The organism is Brevibacillus sp. SIMBA_040, assembly GCF_046535075.1.
Classification (GTDB): Bacteria; Bacillota; Bacilli; order Brevibacillales; family Brevibacillaceae; genus Brevibacillus.
On sequence record NZ_JAWRXI010000004.1, the window covers coordinates 232,355 to 253,385 of the forward strand.

A 21,031-nucleotide genomic window follows, 5' to 3' on the forward strand; every position below is an offset into this window, starting at 1 on the left:
GAAGCTCTAAGGTATTCCCTTTCTTAACAAATGAACGAACGCTCTCGATTGAGGGAAAAACGGAATGTACGAAAAGGCGTCAAATATGCTTCTCACATATTTTTGGTATAATAAGGTTTGATGCCTATGGGTACAAGGAGCTGAAACAGCATGTCATCTAAATTGCAAGAAGCTATCGAACGTCTCCAGGAGGCGTTTCGTTCAACCATGCGTGTAATTGGACCGCAATTGTCTGAGCCCGTCCCGGGATTAACAGGTCCACAGTTTTATATTCTTTTTCAATTGGAGCAAAAGGGAAAGTGCACAGTCGGTGAATTGGCGGACTCCATGGTCGTCAAGCCCAGCGCCATAACAGCCATGATTGATCGCTTAGACAAGCATGAGTACGTAATCCGTGATCGTGACGAGGAAGATCGGCGAGTCGTTCATATCCGGCTGACTGACGCGGGGAGATCTATTTTGCAGCAAGCGAAGCAAAAACGGCAGGAGCTGCTAGAGCACCATTTTTCATGCCTTACGCCTGAAGAGTTAGAAAGCTTAGTAACAGCTTTTGAAAAATTAGCACGTGGGGTAACCGCTTCCGCCCAGAAGGAGTAAAAACAGCAGCAGCTTTTTCCATCAAAAAAGGCGTGCAAACCGGATAACCGGCGCACGCCTTTTTTCGTCATACTTATTACGAGAAGAAGAATTTCTTCACCGCATGTTTGGTTGTTTCTTTGTTCATATGAGCAATCGAAGTAGTGAGTGGAATTCCTTTTGGACAAGCTTGTACACAGTTTTGCGAGTTACCGCAATCACCGATACCGCCATCTTCCATCAATGCTTCCAGACGCTCATGCTTGTTCATCATACCAGTTGGGTGCTGGTTAAACAGACGAACCTGGGAAATCGCGAACGGTCCAATGAAATCGGACTTCGCATTTACGTTCGGGCATGCCTCCAGGCAAACACCGCAAGTCATGCATTTGGAGAGCTCATACGCCCATTGACGCTCTACTTCTGGCATACGAGGACCAGGTCCAAGATCATGTGTACCATCGATTGGAACCCATGCTTTTACGCGTTTCAATGCATCGAACATACGACTGCGGTCAATCGACAGGTCGCGTTGTACCGGGAAGGTACTCATTGGTTCGAGACGAATTGGCTGTTCCAGCTTATCAACCAGCGCAGAGCACGCTTGGCGTGGTCTACCGTTAATTACCATCGAGCACGCACCACAAACTTCTTCCAGGCAGTTCGATTCCCAGTTAACTGGAGACGTTTTTTGTCCTTGTGCGTTGAGCGGGTTGCGTTGAATCTCCATCAGCGCACTAATTACGTTCATACCAGGACGGTATGGAATCTTGAACTCTTCCTTGTACGGAGTGCTGTCAGGGCTATCTTGGCGAGTGATAATCAGATGAATCAATTTTTCTGCCATGATCAGTTTCCTCCTCTCTTAGTGCTTCTTGTCAGACGTATAGTCACGTTTACGCGGTGCAATCAACGAAACGTCAATGTCTTCGTAGTAGATTTCTGGCGCAGTGGTTTCAGCATTGTACTTCGCCATTGTAGTCTTCATGAAGTTCTCGTCATCGCGCTCAGGGAAATCAGGCTTGTAGTGAGCACCGCGGCTCTCGTCACGCTTGAGCGCACCGATTGTGATCGCACGGGACAATACAAGCATGTTCCACAGATGGCGTGTAAAGGAAGCTCCAGCGTTGCTCCATTTGTTTGTATCGTTGATATTGATATTTTTGTAGCGCTCCATCAGTTCAACGATCTTGTCATCTGTTTTTTGCAGACGGTCATTGTAACGAACTACCGTCACGTTGTCAGTCATCCACTCACCCAGTTCTTTGTGAATCAGGTAAGCATTTTCTGTTCCATCCATTTTCAGGATGTTGTCGTACTTCGCTTGCTCTTTGCCAGTGAAGCTGTCAAAGAGTGTGGAAGACAGATCATCAGAGGACTGGTTTAATCCGTTAATGTATTCGATTGCTTTTGGACCTGCAACCATACCACCGTAGATCGCGGACAACAGGGAGTTTGCACCCAGACGGTTTGCACCGTGTTGAGAATAATCGCACTCACCCGCTGCGAACAGACCAGGGATGTTGGTCATTTGGTTGTAGTCTACCCACATACCGCCCATGGAGTAGTGAACCGCAGGGAAAATCTTCATTGGAACTTTACGTGGGTCGTCCCCAACGAATTTTTCGTAAATCTCGATGATACCGCCCAGCTTAACATCCAATTCTTTTGGATCTTTGTGAGACAGATCGAGGTATACCATGTTTTCGCCGTTGATACCCAGTTTCATATCTACGCAAACCGAGAAGATTTCGCGTGTCGCGATGTCACGCGGTACCAGGTTACCGTACGCTGGATATTTGTCCTCCAGGAAGTACCATGGCTTACCGTCTTTATAAGTCCAAACGCGTCCACCTTCACCGCGAGCGGATTCGGACATCAGACGCAGCTTGTCGTCGCCAGGGATTGCAGTCGGGTGAATCTGGATCATTTCACCGTTAGAGTAGATAACGCCCTGTTGGTATGCAGCAGAAGCCGCTGTACCTGTATTGATAATCGAGTTAGTCGATTTACCAAAGATGATACCAGGACCGCCTGTTGCCAAAATAACGGCATCTGCACGGAAGGATTGAATTTCACCGGAACGCATGTTTTGTGCAGTAATCCCTCGACAGGTTCCTGTATCGTCCAAAACGGCTCCGAGGAAATCCCAATATTCGTACTTAGTAACCAGACCTTCTGCTTCATAACGGCGAACTTGCTCATCCAGTGCATAAAGCAGCTGTTGTCCAGTCGTTGCACCCGCAAATGCAGTGCGGTGATGCTTGGTTCCACCGAAACGACGGAAGTCCAAAAGTCCTTCTGGTGTACGGTTGAACATAACACCCATACGGTCCAGCATGTAAATGATACCAGGTGCCGCATCGGTCATTGCTTTAACTGGCGGTTGGTTAGCCAAGAAGTCGCCGCCATATACTGTATCGTCGAAGTGCTCCCAAGTGGAGTCGCCTTCCCCTTTCGTGTTTACCGCGCCGTTAATACCGCCCTGTGCACAAACAGAGTGGGAACGTTTAACGGGAACCAGGGAGAAAAGCTCAACGGGAACGCCTTTTTCTGCTGCTTTGATGGTAGCCATCAAGCCGGCCAAACCACCACCGACAATGATTAGTTTACCTTTTGCCATTATTTAGTCCCCCTATCCCTACAGAATGAAAGCCGACATCGCGCGCAAGCCGATGAAAGTTACGACAACGAATACGACCATTGTCAGATATGTTGCAACTCGTTGGGAGCGCGGTCCAACCGTAATTCCCCAGTGAACCAGGAACGACCAGAGTCCGTTGGAGAAGTGGAAAACCGTGCTGATGATCCCGATAGTGTAGAATACGATCATTGCAGGGCTGCTGAAAATGTTAGCCATCATGTCGAAGTCTACATGTGCACCCATTGCTTTTGCGATGCGGGTTTCCCATACGTGCCAAACAATGAAAATGAGGGTAATGATACCTGTAACCCGTTGCCACAGAAACATTTGGTTTCTGAAGTAACCGAAGTTCCCTACGTTTTGCTTCGCTTGGAACGCAATGTAGAGACCGTAAACAGCGTGAAACAGGATTGGGATGTAGATGAAGACAAATTCAACTACCAATAGAAGTGGAACATTTTCAATCAGACCAACTGTCTGGTTGAAAGCTTCGGCTCCGTGGGTCGCTTGATAGTTAGCTGTCAAGTGAAACAGCAAGAAGAGCCCAATCGGAAACAAACCGAGAAGTGAGTGCAGCTTGTGGCTGAGAAAGCTATGGCCTTTCGCCATACCATGGTCCCCCTTTCAATGTATGTAACGCTCGTAGTTTGTGAAAAACGTCTCGACGTTTTTCAAAAAATCTGATCTGCCCGCAAACGGTCTACAAAATGGTTGCGACCTTTTTGTATCGACCTTTCCAATATCCTAACCCATTGCGATTCCCGTTAGACATGACGAAAAAACCGTCTTTCGTCTCGTCCCACCTTGTCGGAATGTGTCAAAATACGAAAAAAAGTTGGGCAAAACTTTGACCAAATCCAATTGTACTCTTGTCGACTGAGAGCGTCAAGACAATCAATAGACTAAATACATTGATAGAATAACTTTGTTCAATTATGCTATTTTTCTCTCTAGGATTGGTCATGAAAATAGCGACTCTCTCATAGTCTAGTACAGACAGGAGGGAGCAAAATGAAAGAGACGGATCAACTGGCAGCCCTGTTGCCTGCCCAAACCATTCTTTATGCCGAGCGAATGAGCATGCCTTATTTAGGCTACCATCTACTACGTGAAACGCTGACCAACGCCTTGTTAGGCGAGAGCGAGAGCCCTATTCTGTACTGGCTAGGCAAAGAAATGGGCCGAAAAATTCGGATCGCCTCTGAAACAGGCATCATTCACCCGTTCATGCGACTGGGACTGGGTCAATTAGACCTCGTAGAGTCATCAGAGCAAGGCATTACCTACAAGCTGTCACATTCCATTTACCAGTATCAATCCGCTGAACGCCTGTGCCGAACGCTATCTTTGGAGGCAGGAATCATTGCCGGCGCACTAGAGACGTGGAAGCAATCAGAAGTCGTAGCCCAACTAGAAATAGATGGAAGTAGTACCATTCATATCATTGCACGTAGCAAAAAGTGAGCATCCGCTCACATAAGTAGCCCCCTCTACCTGTAGAGGAGAGGGGGGATTCTTGATGGTGATAGCGATTAGCCGTGAACAACAGCCGTTTCAGCTACATCGAGCCCATAAGCCGAATGAAGACTGCAAACGGCAAGCTCTGTCAAGCTGGCTGGTATGACACATGATACTTTGATATCGGAAGTAGATACCATTTTAACAGAAATTTCCTTTTCAGCTAAAACGCGAAACATTTCAGCTGCAACTCCAGGATTGTTGATCATACCGGAGCCTACGATGGATACTTTGGTCAGATTTTCTTCAAAATCGACTTTTTCAAAGCCAAGCTCTGACTGATTGGCATTCAACGTATTTATGGCTTTGGTCAGATCGTCACCTGTTACCGTAAACGAAATGTTTGTCACTGCCACATCGTAAGAGCTTTGGATAATAATGTCCACGTTTACCTGATTGTCCGCCAGTGTATTAAACAGGCGAGAGAGTGTACCTACCTTGGCAGGCATCCCGACAACCGTAATTTTTGCGACATCTTCGTCATGTGCGACTCCACTCACTACTCTTCCTGTTTCCATGTTGGCAACCTCCTCAACGTACGTACCATCTTCAGCAGTAAAGCTGGAGCGGACCACCAGCCGTACTTTATATTTCTTAGCAGCCTCTACCGAACGCGGATGTAGGACACCTGCCCCCAGATTTGCCAATTCCAGCATCTCATCGTAGGAGATAGTGTCCAGCTTGCTTGCTGCCGGGACCATCCGTGGATCAGCCGTGTACACACCTGACACGTCAGTAAAAATCTCGCATTTGTCTGCACCCAGGCTTGCTGCGAGGGTAACCGCGGATGTATCCGATCCACCGCGGCCGAGCGTAGTGATTTCACCCTCATCACTGATTCCTTGGAAGCCAGCCACAATCACGACACGTCCACGGTCCAGCTCGGCTTGAATCCGCTCTGAATCAATTTGCTTGATTCTCGCTCTGCCGTGAATCGCTTCAGTCGTAACTCCTGCTTGCCATCCAGTCAAGGAAATGGCATCGTAGCCTTTCGTATGCAAGGCCATGGCCAAAAGTGAGATCGATACCTGCTCCCCCGTGGTCAGCAGCATATCCATTTCTCGCTCCGATGGGAATGGGGTAATCTGCCTAGCGAGATCCACCAGTACATCAGTAGATTTGCCCATCGCAGAGACTACCACGACCACATCATGCCCTTCCTCTTTGTATGTGATGATTCGGTCCGCTACTCGTAAAATTCGCTCAATGGTACCTACAGAGGTACCTCCGTATTTCTGCACGATCAACCCCATGCGGCTTCTCTCCCTTTTCTCATATCCAATGATGTTCGGTTTTTTTATGGTTTTCTCTTTTTGTATGGTTTATCTATTTTCTCTCTATTGGAAAAAAACATCATAAATTTTATTAAAAAAAGGCATCGACTAGGAATAAGACCTGCCGCTGCCTATTGTTTCGACATACCGGTTCCTCCCTTCCAATACACGCGGTCCATGCAGCATGACAGAACCAACCATCATGATTACGCACGGACTCACCGTGAGATAGCTCTCCATCTGGCAACTGGTGATTGCCGAGATGACAGTCCTGCATTTATTCAATGCAGACCCAGCATGGAGAAAAGCGGGTTTTTCTCCAGACTTCGGCGAATTCCCCTTTCCCAAACCCTTCACAGATACCCGATCTCAGGGTGGTACTCTTGGTTTTCGCGCCTCTACCTCACTCCATATATGGAAGTGAGGCTAACTATTCTGTTTGAATCGCATTATATCATGGGACGAAAAATCGTTCAATCGTTTTTTCGGATTATTTCTACGACTCAAGCTTTCGCAAATGGGCGATTATTTCTCTTGCCAGCTTGTCGCCGATTCCTAGCTGACGGAAATCTTCTACCGTAGCCTCGCGCATTTTCTTCATCGAGCCAAAATGCGTAAAGAGAAGCTTACGGCGCTTTTCCCCGATGCCCGGAATCTCATCCAGCTGAGAGGAGAGCATCGTTTTCGTACGGGACTGCCGGTGGAAGGTGATTACAAAACGGTGCACCTCATCCTGAATGCGCTGCAGCAAATAAAACTCGTAGCTGTCGCGCTTCAGATTGACCGGCTCTGGCGGGTCTCCAAACAGAAGCTGTGCAGTACGGTGCTTCTCGTCCTTTGCCAAGCCACAGACCGGGATATAGAGCCCAAGCTCATTTTCCAATACATCCATGGCGGAAGTGATTTGCCCTTTGCCACCGTCCATGACGATGAGATCAGGCATCGGCTGATTCTCTTTGAGCAAGCGCGAGTAACGCCGACGAATAACCTCTCGCATGGAGCCGTAATCATCTGGGCCTTCGACTGTTTTGATTTTGAATTTGCGGTATTCCTTTTTGTCCGGACGACCATCCGTAAACACGATCATCGCGGATACTGGCTCTGTTCCCTGGATGTTGGAGTTATCAAACGCCTCGATGCGATGGGGGACACCTATGCCGAGAATATGCCCCAGGTTGTGCACAGCCTGAACCGTACGCGCGTCATCCTTTGACATGAGCGCAAACTTCTCTTGCAGGGCGATCCTGGCGTTCTCAGATGCCATTTGTACCAGCTCTCGCTTTTTGCTACGTTTTGGAGCGTGGACTTTGATTCCGAGCCAGTCGCTCAAAAGCTCGGTGTCGCTTTGTTCAGGAAGCAGAATTTCTTTCGGCAGGGCGTTTTGCTTATCGTAGTAAAACTGGCTGACGTAGGACATGAAATCCTCGTTTTCCTCACCATAATAAGGAAAAGAGGTCGTTTGACGCTCGATCATTTTGCCCTGGCGCATGTAAAAAATCTGGATGCACATCCAGCCCTTTTCGACAGCAAATCCGATAATATCCCGATCCACGGTATCGGTAAAGGTAATCTTCTGCTTTTCCATGACCGCTTCGATACTCTTGATCTGGTCGCGGTATTCCTTTGCCCGTTCGAACTCCATGCTCTCAGCGGCTTGCATCATTTTCTCGGTCAACTGCTGCTTCATCTCTTCGTGACCGCCATCCAGAAATCGGCTGATCTCTTCGACCAGACGCCGATTCTCCTCATCCGTCACCTCGTATACACAGGGAGCGAGACATTGTCCCAAATGGTAATAGAGACAAACCTGCTTGGGCATGTTGCGGCATTTGCGCAGTGGATAGAGCCGATCAAGCAGCTTTTTCACCTCGGAGGCATCGCCTGCATTTGGATACGGCCCAAAATACTTTGCTTTGTCTTTTAGTACCTTGCGCGTAATTTCCAGACGTGGCTGGTCCTCATTTGTAATCTTGATGTACGGGTACGTCTTGTCATCACGGAGCATGACATTATAGCGTGGATCATGCTTTTTGATCAGATTGCACTCCAAAATGAGCGCCTCGATCGCTGACGATACAACGATATACTCAAAATCCACTATTTCACTGACCAAAAGCTGCGTCTTACCATTATGACTGCCTGTAAAATACGAGCGAACACGATTTTTTAGCACTTTGGCCTTACCGACGTAAATGATTTCCCCGCTCGCATTTTTCATCAGGTAGCAGCCTGGCTTCTCTGGCAGGACGGCCAGTTTGTCTTTTAAGGAGCTATTCATGGCTGCTCCCTCCTCGATCTATATTCTCTTACTTCATTTTAATCGGTTTTTCCAGCACGTACAGCTCATCCTCAAGCGAGCTCATGCGTTCAGTCAACAGCTTACGGCTATCCTGAACCCCTTGGTTGTAAAAGAAGGGGCCAAGCTCCTTGGCAAAAAAGGCAATGAGTTCTTCTGTTTCCAGATTCCCCAATTGTTCAGATCGTTCTTCATGAAAATATCGCTGCACTTGATGAACCAGATATTCGGTTTGTTCTCTGGACAGTTTTGCTGCCATGACGATCAAGCACCCTTCCTCAAAAACATCGTGATAGGAATATACGTTCCACTCTTCATAGTACCATGGATGACAAATGAAAAAAACTGCCGCTTCGTGTTTCCAGCGACAGTTTTTTCCTTACTATGTGTGTTCAAAATGAACAATAGCTAGTGCTTCCGTCCTCCCAGATACGCTTCCTTTACTCGCTCGTCGTTTAACAGCGACTCAGCCGTGCCTTCGAGTACAATTTGCCCAGCCTCAAGAACATAGCCGAGGTCAGCGATTTTCAGAGCCTGCTTGACGTTTTGCTCCACGATCAGCACCGTCGTTCCCTCTGCATTGATCTGTTTGATTACCTTGAAAATATCGGACACGACAATCGGCGCCAGTCCCATCGACGGTTCATCTAAAAGCAGCAGCTTAGGTCTGGACATCAATGCTCTGGCAATCGCCAGCATTTGCTGCTGTCCACCCGACATTGTTCCACCCAATTGCGTCAGCCGCTCCTTTAATATTGGGAACCACACCATCATTTTTTCCATGTCATCCTTGATTCCTTGGGCGTCGTTGCGTTGAAACGCACCCATTTCGAGGTTTTCCAGCACGGTCATTTTGCCCAAGATGGCACGGCCTTCCGGTACGAGTGCCAGTCCCGTTCTTACGATCTGGTGTGGCTTTGCGCCTTCGATGCGCTGCCCGCGAAACGTAATGGTCCCTGCCTCTGGCCTCAGCTGACCTGCAATCGTGCGCATCGTGGTTGTTTTCCCAGCGCCGTTTGCACCAATGAGCGAAACGATCTTGCCTTCTGGCACCTCCAGAGAAATTCCCCGAATCGCTTTGATTTGACCGTAGGAGGTCGTCAGGTTTTGTATGCTAAGCATGCTATTCGTCCTCCTTGCCGAGGTAAGCCTCAATCACGTCTGGATTATTTTGTACCTCTTCTGGAGTTCCATCAGCAATCTTGACTCCAAAGTTAATGCACACGACTTTTTCACACAAATTCATCACGAGTCCCATATCGTGCTCAACCAGCAGAACAGTCGTTCCGTCATCACGGATTTTGCGCACGAGCTCCATGAGCGCCTTGGTCTCCGTCTCAATCATTCCTGCCGCAGGCTCATCCAGAAGCAAAAGCTTTGGCTCTGTAGCAAGCGCCCTTGCAATCTCCAATCGACGCTGCTGTCCGTAAGCAAGCGTATCAGAGCGCACGTCAGCGACATCAGACAAGCCTACAAACTCCAGCAGCTCTTCTGCTTTTTTCGTTACGGCTTTCTCTTCTGCCTGCTGTCCCGGCGTTTTGAGCAAGGAAGCCCAGAAGCCAGCCTTCATGCGCGAATGGCAGCCAACCTTTACATTGTCCAGTGCATTCATATGACCAAACAAACGAATATTTTGAAATGTACGAGCAATGCCCATTTCCGTAATTTTGTTTGGCTGCATGCCGTTCAGCTTCTGACCAGCAAACGAAAAAGTACCTGTCGTCGGTTCAAAAATACCCGTAGCCATGTTAAAAATCGTCGTTTTTCCCGCACCATTAGGGCCAATCAGCCCAACGATTTCACCCTCACGCACCGAAAATGAAACATCGCGCAGGGCGGTGATGCCGCCAAAGCTTTTCCCTACATTTGTCAGTTCCAGCAACATGTCACAGTCCCCCCTTCGCTTCATTTCCGGACGGTTTGCCCTTGCGGCGACGGAACAGCTTTTGGAAAGTATCGGTACCAATCAAGCCATGAGGTCGGAAAGCCATTACTGTTACCATGATCAAGCCGTACATAAGCATTTTGTACTCTGCCAAACCGCGCAAAACTTCTGGCAACGCCGTCAAAACAAGAGCACCGAACAACGGCCCCCATACCACCTCACTGCCGCCGATTACCGCATAAGAGAGAATCTCTACGACCTTGTGGTAGTTGAAATCGTCCGGAGTAATCGTAGTGGTGATGTGAGCAAACAGCCCCCCGCACATCCCAGCTAGTACGGAGCCGATAATAAAGGCGAGCATTTTGTAATAAGACACCTGCAAGCCCATCGCACGTGCTGCTGTCTCATCTGCTTTGATCGCTTCAAAGGCGCGGCCAAGTCTGGAACGGTTCAAACGTAGTGTCAAAAAGAGAATGAGGGCAAACAAAAGCAGCATGAAAACAAATGTGGACAATGCCTTCATCTGCATTACGGAAACCCCAAGGGTCTGGGCTTTTAACCCGATCGCTTTTTCAAAATCGTACAAGTAGTTTCCAATGGACTGTAGACCTGTAAGCCCAAGCGCTCCATTAGTGATTTCCAGATTGAGCAAAATAACCCGAATAACCTCTCCAAAGCCCAAGGTCGCAATCGCCAGGTACAAGCCATGGAGCTTCAAAGTAGGAGCGCCGATCAATAGAGCGACGATCCCCGCTGCGAGTCCGCCGATGATGATGGCAATAAATAGCGGCATATCCGCTTGCTTGGTCAAAATACTTGCGGTAAAAGCACCGATACTCATAAAGCCGGCATGCCCCAAGGAAAGCTGCCCAGTAGAGAGCGTAATATAAATACTGATAGCAAGAATGCTGTTTACTAAAATAAAAGTGAATACCTGTAAATTATACGGATTGAGAATATCCAATGTTTGCACCTCCTTACGCTTTGCGTCCAAATAGTCCTTCTGGCTTTAGCAGCAAAATAATGATGATGAGGCCGAATGCAACGGCATCACGATACGACGAATCTCCATAAGCGACCGTAAAAACCTCAATAATTCCGAGCAGTACGCCACACACCATTGCTCCCGGTATGCTCCCAACTCCGCCAAGAATCAGTACAGCAAGACCTTTAAATCCAAGAGTCATCCCCATTGTAGGAATAAGAGCAGAGTATGCCATACCGATCAAAATACCTGCGACTCCACCGAGCGCTGATGCCAGCATCACGGTCACGACAATCACCATGTTGGTATTGATCCCCAAAATGTTTGCAGTATCCGTATTTTCAGCCGTAGCACGAATCGCTTTGCCCATTTTGGTTTTCTGAATCCAAAAATGCAGAACAAACATTAAAACTAGTGATATCCCTAAAATAACGAGATCGACGCTGCGAATTTGAATAATGCCCAAATCAAAAGGTGTATCTCCAAACGATTGCGGGAAAGCACGAGAATCCGCACCAAACAATTTGTGCATCGCTTCCTCGACCAAAATGGCAAACCCGATTGTACTGATCAGAGACGCCAAATGAGGTACGTTTTTCTTGCGAAGCGGACGAAGTGCTGTATACTCCAAAACCAATCCCAATACCGCCGAAATCACTACTGCCGCAACAAGAGCCACCCCGAGCGGCAAGTTCAGGCTGGTCATCAGGACAAGTCCAACTAACGATCCGAAAATAAAAATTTGACCATGGGCCATGTTAATGATGCCTAAAACCCCAAAAATGAGAGTATAGCCCAATGCGATTAAGGAATAGGTGCTACCTACCGTTAAACCATTGACTAATTGCTGCCAAAACAAACTGCCTCACCTCACTGAAAGTCGTTTACATAGTTTGAATGCTTGAAGTTGTTCTCGCTGGATCAGGAAGTGATGGTAGAGATCTCGTCCTTTCTGATCCAGCGAGAAAACTTTGCTCCGCCGAGATTGGCGGAGCAGATGGTAAGTCCAGGAAGAGCTGATCATCAACTGCACAAGGGTAAAGAAGAGCCCGGGAAGCCCGGGCAGTCCTCTTATTCAAACGGTACGAACTTTCCTTCTTTTGCTACAACAACAACCGCATCACCGATCGGGTTACGTTTTTCGTCAAAGGAGAGGTTTCCAGACACGCCTGTAAAGTCTTTCAGCTGTGCCAGTTGTCCGCGCAATCCTTCTCGATCAGCCTTGCCTGCTGCGAGCAGGGATTGAGACATGATGTACAGGGAATCGTAAGCTTGTGCAGCAAATTGGTCTGGCTTTTTGTTGTATTTTGCTTCAAACGCTTTTACGAAGGCTTGTACTTTGTCATCTTGTTTTTCTGGGCTAAAAGGAGTTGCTACGATCAGGCCTTCTGCTGCTGGACCTGCAATTTCAAATACTTTTGGGTTGTTGAAGCCATTACCGCCAAGGATCGTACCGGTAATACCCAGCTCACGCGCTTTTTTCACTACCATGGAACCCTCTTTGTAAAGAGCAGAAACCAAGAGTGCATCCGGGTTGGTTTGCTTCAGCTTGGTCAACTGTGCAGAGAAGTCAACATCTCCATTGGAGAAGGTTGCTTCGCCAGTGATTTCCAGACCCATTTTTTCTGCAGTTGCCTTCATCACCTTGTATCCGTTCACGGAGAAATCATCGTTGGATGCATAGATGAGCGCTACTTTTTTCAAGCTGTTTTTCTCAACAGCCGCTTTCATCGCTGTTGGGATCGCGATGGATTCTGGCAAGGAGTTACGGAACACGTACTCACCAATGTCGTTGATTCCTTCGGATGTATTGGAAATACCGAAGATTGGCGTCTCCGCTTCGTTCGCTACAGGTCCTGCAGCAAACATTTCACCGGAGAGGGTAGGACCGATGATTGCGACAACATTATCCTGATTAATCAGTTTATTTACCGCGTTAATCGCTCCCTCTTTTTCTCCGCCAGAATCTTCAAACTTTAATTCCATCTTGAGTTTGCCTTTGTTGGCTTCGTTCAGCTCACCTAGAGCCAGCTCCAAGCCTGCTTTTTGCGCTTCACCATAAGCGGCACCTGATCCGGAAAGGAATCCGACTACACCGATTTTAGCTGTGAACTCTTGTCCATCTGCGCTCGCTTCTTGCTTGGCTCCACCCTCATTTGCTGCTGGTGCGCTGGTGTTGCCGCTGGAACATCCAACCATTAAAACTGCACCCAAGGAGATGGTTGCCAGAGATCGTAATAAATGAAACCCCTTCATTGAAAAGCCTCCCTTAATTTTTCTAAATAATGAATATGGAATATATGAAGTTTAATAAAACTATTATAAAAACGCAAATAATTTTCTCTAAGTAAACTTAATTTTTTGACAAACGACCGCTCAGAATTGTTGCATAGACGTGGTTCATGATTGGAATGAAGCCATTTTCGTACCCGAGAAATTTCTAACTATTCTGTCCAGCTTAAGCATGAAAAAGCGGCATCTGCACCGAGGCGCAAACACCGTTTCTCTGCCAATAATCCCTTATCCTTACAGATGTTTGCCTACAGTTGCCATCAAAGCTTCTTTTGGTTGGAAACCAATCACTTTGTCAACTGGTTGACCGTCTTTGAATACGATCAAGGTAGGAATGGACATGACACCAAAACGGCCAGCAGAATCTGGGTTTTCGTCAACGTTTACTTTGACGATTTTGAGCTGGGAGCCCACTTCGCCGTCGATTTGCTCAAGTACAGGAGCGATCATTTTGCAAGGGCCGCACCATGGAGCCCAGAAGTCAACCAGGACTGTACCGCCTTGCTCTACTTCCTGGGAAAAGTTTTGGTCAGTTCCATTTACAATTGCCATGGAAAGTTACCTCCTCGAATTCAATTACTAAAAAAAGGTTTTATACGCTAATCAGTATATCATTCAAAATCTGAAATGACTACGGCACGCAACACTTTATCCGCACTTCTCCATGTTAGTGTATCCAGTCCATACTTTCCTTATCGTTTCCAACGACATCCAGAACATATTACTGTCCGGCATGCTTAATCCGGTGGATTTCTCGCTCATTGTCGTTTACTTTTCGATGTAGCAAGTCAAGGTCTGCTTCCATTAGCTTGTCATGCCGATCGATGCTGTCCAGCCTGCGGTAAGTGTCATCGCGAAATTCATACATTTCATCCCGAAACGCATACATCTCTTCTCGGAACGTGTACATCTCTTCACGAAACGCATACATCTCTTCTCGGAACGTGTACATCTCTTCACGAAACGCATACATTTCTGTCTTAAATTCTCGGAGCTCTTCCTTCATTTCTTTAACGAGACGATTATTCTCGCCAACCATCTGAATTAGCTGATGCAACAGTTCTTCACTCATGCCGCTCACCTCTCCTTAGCGCCTATTATAGCAATCTTTCTAAGTGTAGAGGTAGTGACTGGGGCAAAAAAAGCACCCTTTCTGCAAAGGGTGCTTGCTCAGAATTTATATCGTTATATTTACACCAGTACTTTTTTGAATTCAGCTGTCAGAAGTGGCAATACTTCAAACAAGTCGCCTACGATACCGTAGTCAGCCACCTGGAAAATCGGAGCTTCCGGGTCCTTGTTGATCGCTACAATGACTTTGGAGCTGGACATACCAGCCAAGTGCTGAATCGCTCCGGAAATTCCGCACGCGATGTACAGATCAGGAGTTACCACTTTACCTGTTTGACCGATTTGCATTGAGTAATCGCAGTAGTCAGCATCGCACGCTCCCCGAGAAGCCCCCACTGCCGCCCCCAAAACCTCAGCCAAATCATACAAAGGTTGGAAGCCTTCTGCGCTCTTTACGCCACGTCCACCGGAAATGACTACCTTTGCTTCAGACAGATCTACTTTTCCGCTTGTTTTGCTCACGACTTCTTTTACAATGGTGCGCAGGTCTTTGATTTCCAAATCTACCGGAACAATCACAGCCGTTTTCGCAGCATCAGCGGCTCCAATCGCAATGTTGTTTGGACGAATCGTAATAAAAGTTTTTCCATCAACAAATTTACGTTGCTGGAAAGCTTTTCCTGCATAAATAGGTCGAACAAATACTGGTCCCGCTTCGATGCTTGTCACATCTGACACCAGACCGTAACCCAGTCTTGCTGCTACTCGTGGCGCCACATCGCGGCCGATTGCGGTATGACCAAGTACAACAGCATCTGGAGCAGCCAGCTCGATCAGCTGAGTCAAAGCTTGTGTATAGGCGTCTGGCGTATATTGAACCAACGCCTGGTGATCTGCTGTATAAACGGTAGTCGTACCATGCTGACCCAAAGTCGCTGCATGTGCACTTGCATCCGCCCCAAATACTGCCGCTACGATTTCGCCGCCCTCAGCCAGTGTTTGTGCAGCTGCCAATGCTTCCAGTGACACGTTGCGAAGCTGTCCGTCACGTACTTCTGTGAGTACAAGTACTTTTTTCATGGATATCCTCTCCCTCTCGCTTAGATCACTTTTGCTTCATTGCGCAATAGTTGCACCAATTCCGACGCTTGAGCCGCCAGCTCGCCAGTGAGAATACGACCAGCTTGCTTTTGTGCAGGCAAGGATTGACCCGCAATCTCCGTTTTTGCCGCCACATCTGCTGGGGAAAGACCCAAATCATCTGCGGACAAGCGATCCAAAGGCTTCTTTTTCGCTTTCATAATCCCAGGGAGGGAAGGATAGCGCGGTTCATTCAAACCTTGCTGTGCGGTGATCAAAACAGGCAGGCTGGTTTCTACAACTTCCAGATCACCTTCGATGTCACGCTCTACACGTACAGTCGTACCATCTATTTCAAGCTTAACTGCGGTGGATACGTGATTGATTCCGAGCTCTTCAGCCAGACGAGGTCCGCCTTGACCTGCACCGGAGTCAACAGCCATTTGACCGCCAATAATGATATCGAAGCCAATTTTTTTCGCAACCGCAGCGAGCACCTTTGCAGTGGAAAATTCGTCTCCGAACAAATCCTCGTCGTCTACCAATACCGCTTTATCTGCACCCATCGCCAGAGCTGTACGCAGGGAGCTTTCGGCACGATCAGGACCGACGCTGACTACGGTCACCTCACCGCCATGCTCTTCTTTTAGCTTGATCGCTTCTTCTACTGCGTACTCATCGTATGGATTAATGATGAATTCAACGCCATCCTCAGAAATTTGTCCGTTTTGGATGACAATTTTTTCTTCTGTGTCAAAGGTTTGTTTCAACACAACCACGATATTCATCAGGATGCCTCCTCCTAAGTGGTACTTCATACTGGTGACGCTATATGGTTTCTACCGATCTGCAAATTGCGGCTTGCGCTTTTCCAGAAAGGCAGCTACGCCTTCTTTTACATCCTCGGCGGCAAATGCCTCTCCAAACAGCTTTGCTTCATAGTCCAAGCCTTCTGACAAGGAGAGCTCTTCGCGAGCATGGATGGCCTTCAGTGCTAGCTTGATTGTGACAGCACTCTTCTGAGCGATGTCTTCGGCCAATTTTTTAGCCTCATCGACGATTTGCTCCACAGGATAAATCGCATCTACAAGTCCAATGCGCTGGGCTTCTTCTCCACTGATCATTTCTGAGGTGAGGATCAACTGTGTTGCTTTTCCGCGGCCGACCAATCGAGGCAGGCGCTGGGTTCCACCGTAGCCTGGAATCAGTCCCAGGTTCAGCTCCGGAAGACCCAATCTGGCATCTGAAGCAGCTAGCCTGATATGGCAAGCCATTGCGAGCTCCAGTCCTCCACCGAGGCAGGCGCCATTAATAGCTGCGATGATCGGCTTCGGAAATTTTTCCACGCGGTCAAACACCTGTTGGCCTTGCTTGGACATTGCTGCCGCGTCTTCACTTTGCAATTGGGTGAATTCTTTAATGTCCGCGCCCGCGATGAAAAAACGTCCCTCGCCGGTCAAAACGATCGCCTTGATTTGCTCATCGTTTTCCCATTGATCCAAAAGTTCGCTCAATTGCGCAATCACGGATTTACTAAGCGCATTAGCCGGTGGATTGTTGATTGTCACCAGCGCTACACGATCAACTACTTGCACATTCCATTGCAAATCCATCCCTCTCCCCCCAGACTCTATCAAATAAAGGAGCAGCCTCTTACCGAGCGACCGCTCAGTATCACTTTACTTATTGTAACAAACGTTGGGAAGCAAAAAAAGCTTTTCTTTCATTCTTTTCCCTTCATTCCTAGCAGGAAGAGATTATAAATGGAATCAACATGGGAGACCAGGTCGTATTTACACTGCTTCATAACCCATGATGTCGTCACTCCGTCCAATGTTCCAAAGATCATTTTTCTGGCAATCCGCACCTCAATGTCAGGACGGAAAATCCCTTGCTCCATCCCTTCCCTGACCACCTCTTCAATCAGATTGAAGTATTGCTTCATCACAGTACCGATTCCTTCATTGATCTCCTGATTGGATTGGCGTAGCTCGATCTGCGTCACTTTTGCCAAGTCATGATCCTCTGATAGCTGGCTGAGATGCGTATGGACGAGTTCGTACAATTTTTGCTCGACTGTATTCGCTTCCGAGACGCGCCTACGGTTCGTCTCCACAAACCGCCCCATCTTTTCATTGAACAGCGAGATCAAAATATCATCCTTGTTTTCAAAATAGAGGTATATGGTGCCGTCTGCTACCTTCGCCTCTTTCGCAATCTTTGATACCTGGGCGCTGTAATAGCCCTGCCGTGCGATGACACGAACAGCAGCATCAATAATGGCTTGATACTTTTCCCCCGTTTTCTTTGCCATACATACCTCCACCTTTACTCGCACTGACAATAACTGAATGATCGCTCATTCATATGTAGTGTAATACAGCCATAACTACGTGTCAAACACCGTTCAAGGGCGCCTTCCTGCGGGAAAGCGACCCTTTGGTATCACGTCTTCCCTCTAGCTGGTTTTGATTCCATCAGCGGTTTCTTCTCTTCGTTTTTTGTCCTCATCCTGAAGCTGTCTCCTGAGGACTTTTCCAACGATCGTTTTCGGAAGAGTATCGCGTATTTCGTATTGTCGCGGTATTTTATATGCAGCTAACCGTTGACGACAATGTACTTCGAGCTCTTCCTCGCCTGCTGCCTGGCCTTCCTTGAACACGATGAACGCTTTGACCGTTTCTCCCCGATACGCATCAGGGACACCAATAACAGCTGCCTCTTGAATCGCGGGATGCTCGAACAGCGCTTCCTCCACTTCACGCGGATAAATATTGAAGCCCCCCGCAATAATCATGTCCTTTTTTCGGTCCACGATATAAAAGTAGCCGTTTTCGTCCATGTAGCCCATATCTCCGGTCAATAGCCAGCCATCCTTCAGCACGGCAGCCGTTTCCTCAGGACGGTTCCAATATCCTCTCATGACCTGCGGGCCGGAAACCGCCAGCTCCCCGATTTCACCCTGAGCGAGCACCTCGCCTGTCGCCGTGTCCACAATGCGGCAATCCGTATCTGGCCACGGCAATCCCACGCTACCTGTAATGCTTTTGCCCCAGATTGGATTCGAGTGCGTCACCGGAGAAGCCTCTGTCAAGCCATAGCCTTCGACAAGTTTGCCGCGAGTCAGCTCTTCGAATTTGTTTTTGACTTCGACAGGCAGAGGAGCAGAGCCGCTCACACACGCCTCAATCGAGGATAAATCATGCTTTTGCAAATCGGGGTGATTGATCAGGGCGATATACATCGTGGGTGCACCGGGAAACAAAGTAGGCTTTCTCTTATCAATCATATAAAATATTTCTTTGACCTCGTATTTCGGTACGAGAATGATTTCGGCAGCAATCGATATTCCTTTGTTCATGACAGTCGTCATACCATACACATGAAACAGGGGAAGAACTCCAAGTATGCGCTCTTTTCCTTTCACGAGCTTGTAGAGCACAGCCTGGCATTGTATGGCGTTCGCGATGAGGTTGGCATGGGTCAGCATGACGCCTTTGGCCACACCCGTGGTACCCCCGGTATATTGGAGGAGTGCGATATCCTCCTCCGGGTTCGCCCTCGAATAGACAACGGTGGGATCGTTTTCATCAATAAGCGTAGGAAACGACTCCACGTCCTTGCCGTACGGAACTTGCGGATTTTGACCTTGCTTTTTTTGAACCATTGGATACAGTAGTTTTTTTACAAAGGGAAGGTAATCGCCGATACTTGTGACAATCAGCCGTTTTAATGGAGTAGACGAGCGGACAGAAGATACACGACTGTACAACAAATCCAGTGTGATGATCGTTTCTGCTCCCGAATCGGTAAGCTGGTGAATCAGTTCACGTTCCGTGTAGAGGGGGTTTGTCATGACGACAGTGGCACCGGCAAACAAGGCACCGTAATAGCTGATAACAGTCTGCGGAGTATTGGGCAACATGATCGCCACACGGTCCCCTTTTTTCACACCTCGCTTGATCAATGCATTAGCAAAGCTGTACGACAAAAGCAAAAGCTCGCGATACGTAATGCGCTTTCCCATGAAGTAAATCGCATTGCTGTCTGGATAGGTGGCTGCAGACTCTTCCAGGAAATAGGTCAGTGGAACACGGGGGTATTCCAGCGACGGTGCAGTTTCGGGTGGGTAATTGGCTATCCAAGGCTTGGCAATTGACATGGTCATTCCCTCCATCCCTTAAATGGCCTTGCCTCCCCCTATGATTGACATTTATAAACTCTCCCTTCATCTATTCTATTCGAAAAATAAATAATTTTCCAACTAATTAAACGAAAGTACGTATGCAAAAAAGCGCTGTATCGTTTATGACCAGCGCCTGTGTTTGTAGTCATCCATGCTATGGGGAGAGCGACTTGACGATTTGTTTTTGGACTCGTTCCCGTTCGCTACTCGGAACCAGATGGTACCAGCCAAGAATTCCATTATGCCAAATTCTCTCGTCTTGCCCTACCAGCGTATCAGTCTTGATGGCATTCGGTGTCGGATCACCATAAGAGAGCAACAGAGAAGCTATTTCGAGGTCTGTCAAATCCGTTTTCACATGCTGGCCCAAAATCTCCATCAGGGAAAATACTTTGGAATACGTCTGCGTAGAAGCTCCCTTGTTTGCTAAAGCCTTGAGAATTTCTTGTTGACGAGAAATTCGTTGATAGTCGCTGTCCTCTTTTCCCAGGTCACTTTTGCGATAACGGGCATAATCCAGTGCTTGTTCGCCTGAGAGGGTTTGCAGCCCAGGCTGTATGTCGATGTAGGTTCCATCGCTTGGATCACTGTATTTCATGCGCTTTTTCACATCGATTTGGACACCGCCCAGCTCATCTACAATTTGCCGGAACCCGTCGAAATCAACCGAGACATAGCGATCAATTTTGATATCCAGAAATTGCTCCAACGACTCTTTTACGAGCTTGGGTCCGCCAAATGCCATTGCGTGATTGACTTTGTCAAAACCTTTTCCCGGCAGCTCCATATAGCTGTCTCTCGGAATAGAAATAAGGTAGGCCGATTGCTTGGCAGGGTGAATTGCAGCCAGCATCATCGTGTCCGATCTCGCCCTCTCTCCGTCCCGGCTATCCACACCAAGCATCAGCACCACAAACGGCTTCAACGGCTCTGTGCCCGTCAAAAGATCGCGAGGCGGTAAAGAAGCGCCAGCCTCTTTCGCCGTCTCTTTGGCAGATCCCTCGATCGGCATATACCAGTTGCTCGTCATCTGTTTGTATTGATACGCACTATAGCCTACTACCAGCAAAGCTCCGATTGTGAGGCAGGAAAAAGTATGGAAGAATATCTGTTTTTTATAACGTTTCAAAAATGATAGAAAGAACACAAAAAACCCTCCCCCTTATCATGCGAGTTCAAAAGTCGGCTTTTCTACACCGAGAAAATGACTGGAACCCGCTTAAA

The 21,031-nt window shown here is 47.8% G+C and carries 21 protein-coding genes and 1 riboswitch; of the genes, 2 read left to right on the top strand and 19 right to left on the bottom strand.

Going from position 1 to position 21,031, the window contains the following annotated elements; translation table 11 throughout:
- The first annotated feature begins 150 nt into the window (after positions 1–150).
- Positions 151–597: a MarR family winged helix-turn-helix transcriptional regulator gene (locus SB752_RS09010; RefSeq protein ID WP_410715329.1), complete on the top strand. Its 447-nt coding sequence runs from the start codon at positions 151–153 to the stop codon at positions 595–597.
- Positions 598–673: 76 nt separating this feature from the next.
- On the opposite strand, the gene sdhB is transcribed toward SB752_RS09010, so the two are convergent.
- The 3 genes from sdhB to SB752_RS09025 are packed head-to-tail and all read right to left on the bottom strand — an operon-like array spanning position 674 to position 3,829.
- Positions 674–1,423 carry a succinate dehydrogenase iron-sulfur subunit gene (sdhB, locus tag SB752_RS09015; protein WP_012685406.1) on the bottom strand — a complete coding sequence of 250 codons (750 nt, stop codon included), beginning with the start codon at positions 1,421–1,423 and terminating at the stop codon, positions 674–676.
- Positions 1,424–1,441: 18 nt separating this feature from the next.
- Positions 1,442–3,199 carry a succinate dehydrogenase flavoprotein subunit gene (gene sdhA, locus SB752_RS09020; protein WP_410715330.1) on the bottom strand — a complete coding sequence of 586 codons (1,758 nt, stop codon included), beginning with the start codon at positions 3,197–3,199 and terminating at the stop codon, positions 1,442–1,444.
- Between the two features lie 18 nt (positions 3,200–3,217).
- Positions 3,218–3,829 (bottom strand): succinate dehydrogenase cytochrome b558 subunit, encoded by a 612-nt coding sequence (locus SB752_RS09025; RefSeq protein WP_410715331.1) that lies wholly within the window; start codon positions 3,827–3,829, stop codon positions 3,218–3,220.
- A 402-nt stretch (positions 3,830–4,231) separates the two neighbouring features.
- Here SB752_RS09025 and SB752_RS09030 point away from each other — a divergent pair, with 402 nt between their 5' ends.
- Entirely contained in the window at positions 4,232–4,684 is a 453-nt protein-coding gene (locus SB752_RS09030) for a DUF2507 domain-containing protein (RefSeq protein WP_410715332.1), read from the top strand.
- Positions 4,685–4,752: 68 nt separating this feature from the next.
- Here SB752_RS09030 and SB752_RS09035 read toward each other — a convergent pair whose 3' ends face one another.
- The 16 genes from SB752_RS09035 to SB752_RS09110 all read right to left on the bottom strand — a co-directional run bounded on the left by SB752_RS09035 (position 4,753) and on the right by SB752_RS09110 (position 20,954).
- A complete protein-coding gene (locus SB752_RS09035) occupies positions 4,753–5,991 on the bottom strand; it encodes an aspartate kinase (protein WP_410715333.1) in 1,239 nt (412 codons plus the stop codon).
- Positions 5,992–6,233: 242 nt separating this feature from the next.
- Positions 6,234–6,421, bottom strand: a riboswitch (Lysine riboswitch).
- Between the two features lie 87 nt (positions 6,422–6,508).
- Positions 6,509–8,290, bottom strand: coding sequence for an excinuclease ABC subunit UvrC (uvrC, locus tag SB752_RS09040; protein WP_410715334.1), 1,782 nt, complete (start codon positions 8,288–8,290; stop codon positions 6,509–6,511).
- A 28-nt stretch (positions 8,291–8,318) separates the two neighbouring features.
- Positions 8,319–8,567: a DUF2164 domain-containing protein gene (locus SB752_RS09045; protein WP_410715335.1), complete on the bottom strand. Its 249-nt coding sequence runs from the start codon at positions 8,565–8,567 to the stop codon at positions 8,319–8,321.
- Between the two features lie 149 nt (positions 8,568–8,716).
- The gene (locus tag SB752_RS09050; protein ID WP_410715336.1) at positions 8,717–9,430 is read right to left on the bottom strand and encodes an ABC transporter ATP-binding protein; all 714 of its coding nucleotides are present in this window, start codon (positions 9,428–9,430) and stop codon (positions 8,717–8,719) included.
- A gap of 1 nt (position 9,431) precedes the next feature.
- Positions 9,432–10,193 carry an ABC transporter ATP-binding protein gene (locus SB752_RS09055; protein ID WP_410715337.1) on the bottom strand — a complete coding sequence of 254 codons (762 nt, stop codon included), beginning with the start codon at positions 10,191–10,193 and terminating at the stop codon, positions 9,432–9,434.
- A gap of 1 nt (position 10,194) precedes the next feature.
- The gene (locus tag SB752_RS09060; protein ID WP_410715462.1) at positions 10,195–11,166 is read right to left on the bottom strand and encodes a branched-chain amino acid ABC transporter permease; all 972 of its coding nucleotides are present in this window, start codon (positions 11,164–11,166) and stop codon (positions 10,195–10,197) included.
- A 4-nt stretch (positions 11,167–11,170) separates the two neighbouring features.
- The gene (locus SB752_RS09065; RefSeq protein ID WP_212964626.1) at positions 11,171–12,037 is read right to left on the bottom strand and encodes a branched-chain amino acid ABC transporter permease; all 867 of its coding nucleotides are present in this window, start codon (positions 12,035–12,037) and stop codon (positions 11,171–11,173) included.
- Positions 12,038–12,249: 212 nt separating this feature from the next.
- Entirely contained in the window at positions 12,250–13,434 is a 1,185-nt protein-coding gene (locus SB752_RS09070) for an ABC transporter substrate-binding protein (RefSeq protein ID WP_410715338.1), read from the bottom strand.
- Between the two features lie 270 nt (positions 13,435–13,704).
- A complete protein-coding gene (gene trxA / locus SB752_RS09075) occupies positions 13,705–14,022 on the bottom strand; it encodes a thioredoxin (protein ID WP_212964625.1) in 318 nt (105 codons plus the stop codon).
- 169 nt (positions 14,023–14,191) lie between these two features.
- Entirely contained in the window at positions 14,192–14,542 is a 351-nt protein-coding gene (locus SB752_RS09080) for a hypothetical protein (protein WP_410715339.1), read from the bottom strand.
- 119 nt (positions 14,543–14,661) lie between these two features.
- A complete protein-coding gene (locus tag SB752_RS09085) occupies positions 14,662–15,621 on the bottom strand; it encodes an electron transfer flavoprotein subunit alpha/FixB family protein (RefSeq protein ID WP_410715340.1) in 960 nt (319 codons plus the stop codon).
- Between the two features lie 20 nt (positions 15,622–15,641).
- Positions 15,642–16,409, bottom strand: coding sequence for an electron transfer flavoprotein subunit beta/FixA family protein (locus SB752_RS09090; RefSeq protein WP_410715341.1), 768 nt, complete (start codon positions 16,407–16,409; stop codon positions 15,642–15,644).
- A gap of 51 nt (positions 16,410–16,460) precedes the next feature.
- Entirely contained in the window at positions 16,461–17,234 is a 774-nt protein-coding gene (locus SB752_RS09095; RefSeq protein WP_410715342.1) for an enoyl-CoA hydratase, read from the bottom strand.
- Between the two features lie 110 nt (positions 17,235–17,344).
- Positions 17,345–17,935 carry a fatty acid metabolism transcriptional regulator FadR gene (fadR, locus tag SB752_RS09100; RefSeq protein WP_410715343.1) on the bottom strand — a complete coding sequence of 197 codons (591 nt, stop codon included), beginning with the start codon at positions 17,933–17,935 and terminating at the stop codon, positions 17,345–17,347.
- Positions 17,936–18,079: 144 nt separating this feature from the next.
- A complete protein-coding gene (locus tag SB752_RS09105) occupies positions 18,080–19,783 on the bottom strand; it encodes a long-chain-fatty-acid--CoA ligase (RefSeq protein ID WP_410715344.1) in 1,704 nt (567 codons plus the stop codon).
- 178 nt (positions 19,784–19,961) lie between these two features.
- Positions 19,962–20,954, bottom strand: coding sequence for an LCP family protein (locus SB752_RS09110; RefSeq protein WP_410715345.1), 993 nt, complete (start codon positions 20,952–20,954; stop codon positions 19,962–19,964).
- Between the last annotated feature and the right edge of the window lie 77 nt (positions 20,955–21,031).

Excerpts from the sequence above, each read along its gene's own strand:
- SB752_RS09010 (WP_410715329.1), top strand. The coding sequence starts at position 151 with ATGTCATCTAAATTGCAAGAAGCTATCGAACGTCTCCAGGAGGCGTTT.
- sdhB (WP_012685406.1), bottom strand. The coding sequence starts at position 1,423 with ATGGCAGAAAAATTGATTCATCTGATTATCACTCGCCAAGATAGCCCT.
- sdhA (WP_410715330.1), bottom strand. The coding sequence starts at position 3,199 with ATGGCAAAAGGTAAACTAATCATTGTCGGTGGTGGTTTGGCCGGCTTG.
- SB752_RS09025 (WP_410715331.1), bottom strand. The coding sequence starts at position 3,829 with ATGGCGAAAGGCCATAGCTTTCTCAGCCACAAGCTGCACTCACTTCTC.
- SB752_RS09030 (WP_410715332.1), top strand. The coding sequence starts at position 4,232 with ATGAAAGAGACGGATCAACTGGCAGCCCTGTTGCCTGCCCAAACCATT.
- SB752_RS09035 (WP_410715333.1), bottom strand. The coding sequence starts at position 5,991 with ATGGGGTTGATCGTGCAGAAATACGGAGGTACCTCTGTAGGTACCATT.
- uvrC (WP_410715334.1), bottom strand. The coding sequence starts at position 8,290 with ATGAATAGCTCCTTAAAAGACAAACTGGCCGTCCTGCCAGAGAAGCCA.
- SB752_RS09045 (WP_410715335.1), bottom strand. The coding sequence starts at position 8,567 with ATGGCAGCAAAACTGTCCAGAGAACAAACCGAATATCTGGTTCATCAA.
- SB752_RS09050 (WP_410715336.1), bottom strand. The coding sequence starts at position 9,430 with ATGCTTAGCATACAAAACCTGACGACCTCCTACGGTCAAATCAAAGCG.
- SB752_RS09055 (WP_410715337.1), bottom strand. The coding sequence starts at position 10,193 with ATGTTGCTGGAACTGACAAATGTAGGGAAAAGCTTTGGCGGCATCACC.
- SB752_RS09070 (WP_410715338.1), bottom strand. The coding sequence starts at position 13,434 with ATGAAGGGGTTTCATTTATTACGATCTCTGGCAACCATCTCCTTGGGT.
- trxA (WP_212964625.1), bottom strand. The coding sequence starts at position 14,022 with ATGGCAATTGTAAATGGAACTGACCAAAACTTTTCCCAGGAAGTAGAG.
- SB752_RS09080 (WP_410715339.1), bottom strand. The coding sequence starts at position 14,542 with ATGAGTGAAGAACTGTTGCATCAGCTAATTCAGATGGTTGGCGAGAAT.
- SB752_RS09085 (WP_410715340.1), bottom strand. The coding sequence starts at position 15,621 with ATGAAAAAAGTACTTGTACTCACAGAAGTACGTGACGGACAGCTTCGC.
- SB752_RS09090 (WP_410715341.1), bottom strand. The coding sequence starts at position 16,409 with ATGAATATCGTGGTTGTGTTGAAACAAACCTTTGACACAGAAGAAAAA.
- SB752_RS09095 (WP_410715342.1), bottom strand. The coding sequence starts at position 17,234 with ATGGATTTGCAATGGAATGTGCAAGTAGTTGATCGTGTAGCGCTGGTG.
- fadR (WP_410715343.1), bottom strand. The coding sequence starts at position 17,935 with ATGGCAAAGAAAACGGGGGAAAAGTATCAAGCCATTATTGATGCTGCT.
- SB752_RS09105 (WP_410715344.1), bottom strand. The coding sequence starts at position 19,783 with ATGTCAATTGCCAAGCCTTGGATAGCCAATTACCCACCCGAAACTGCA.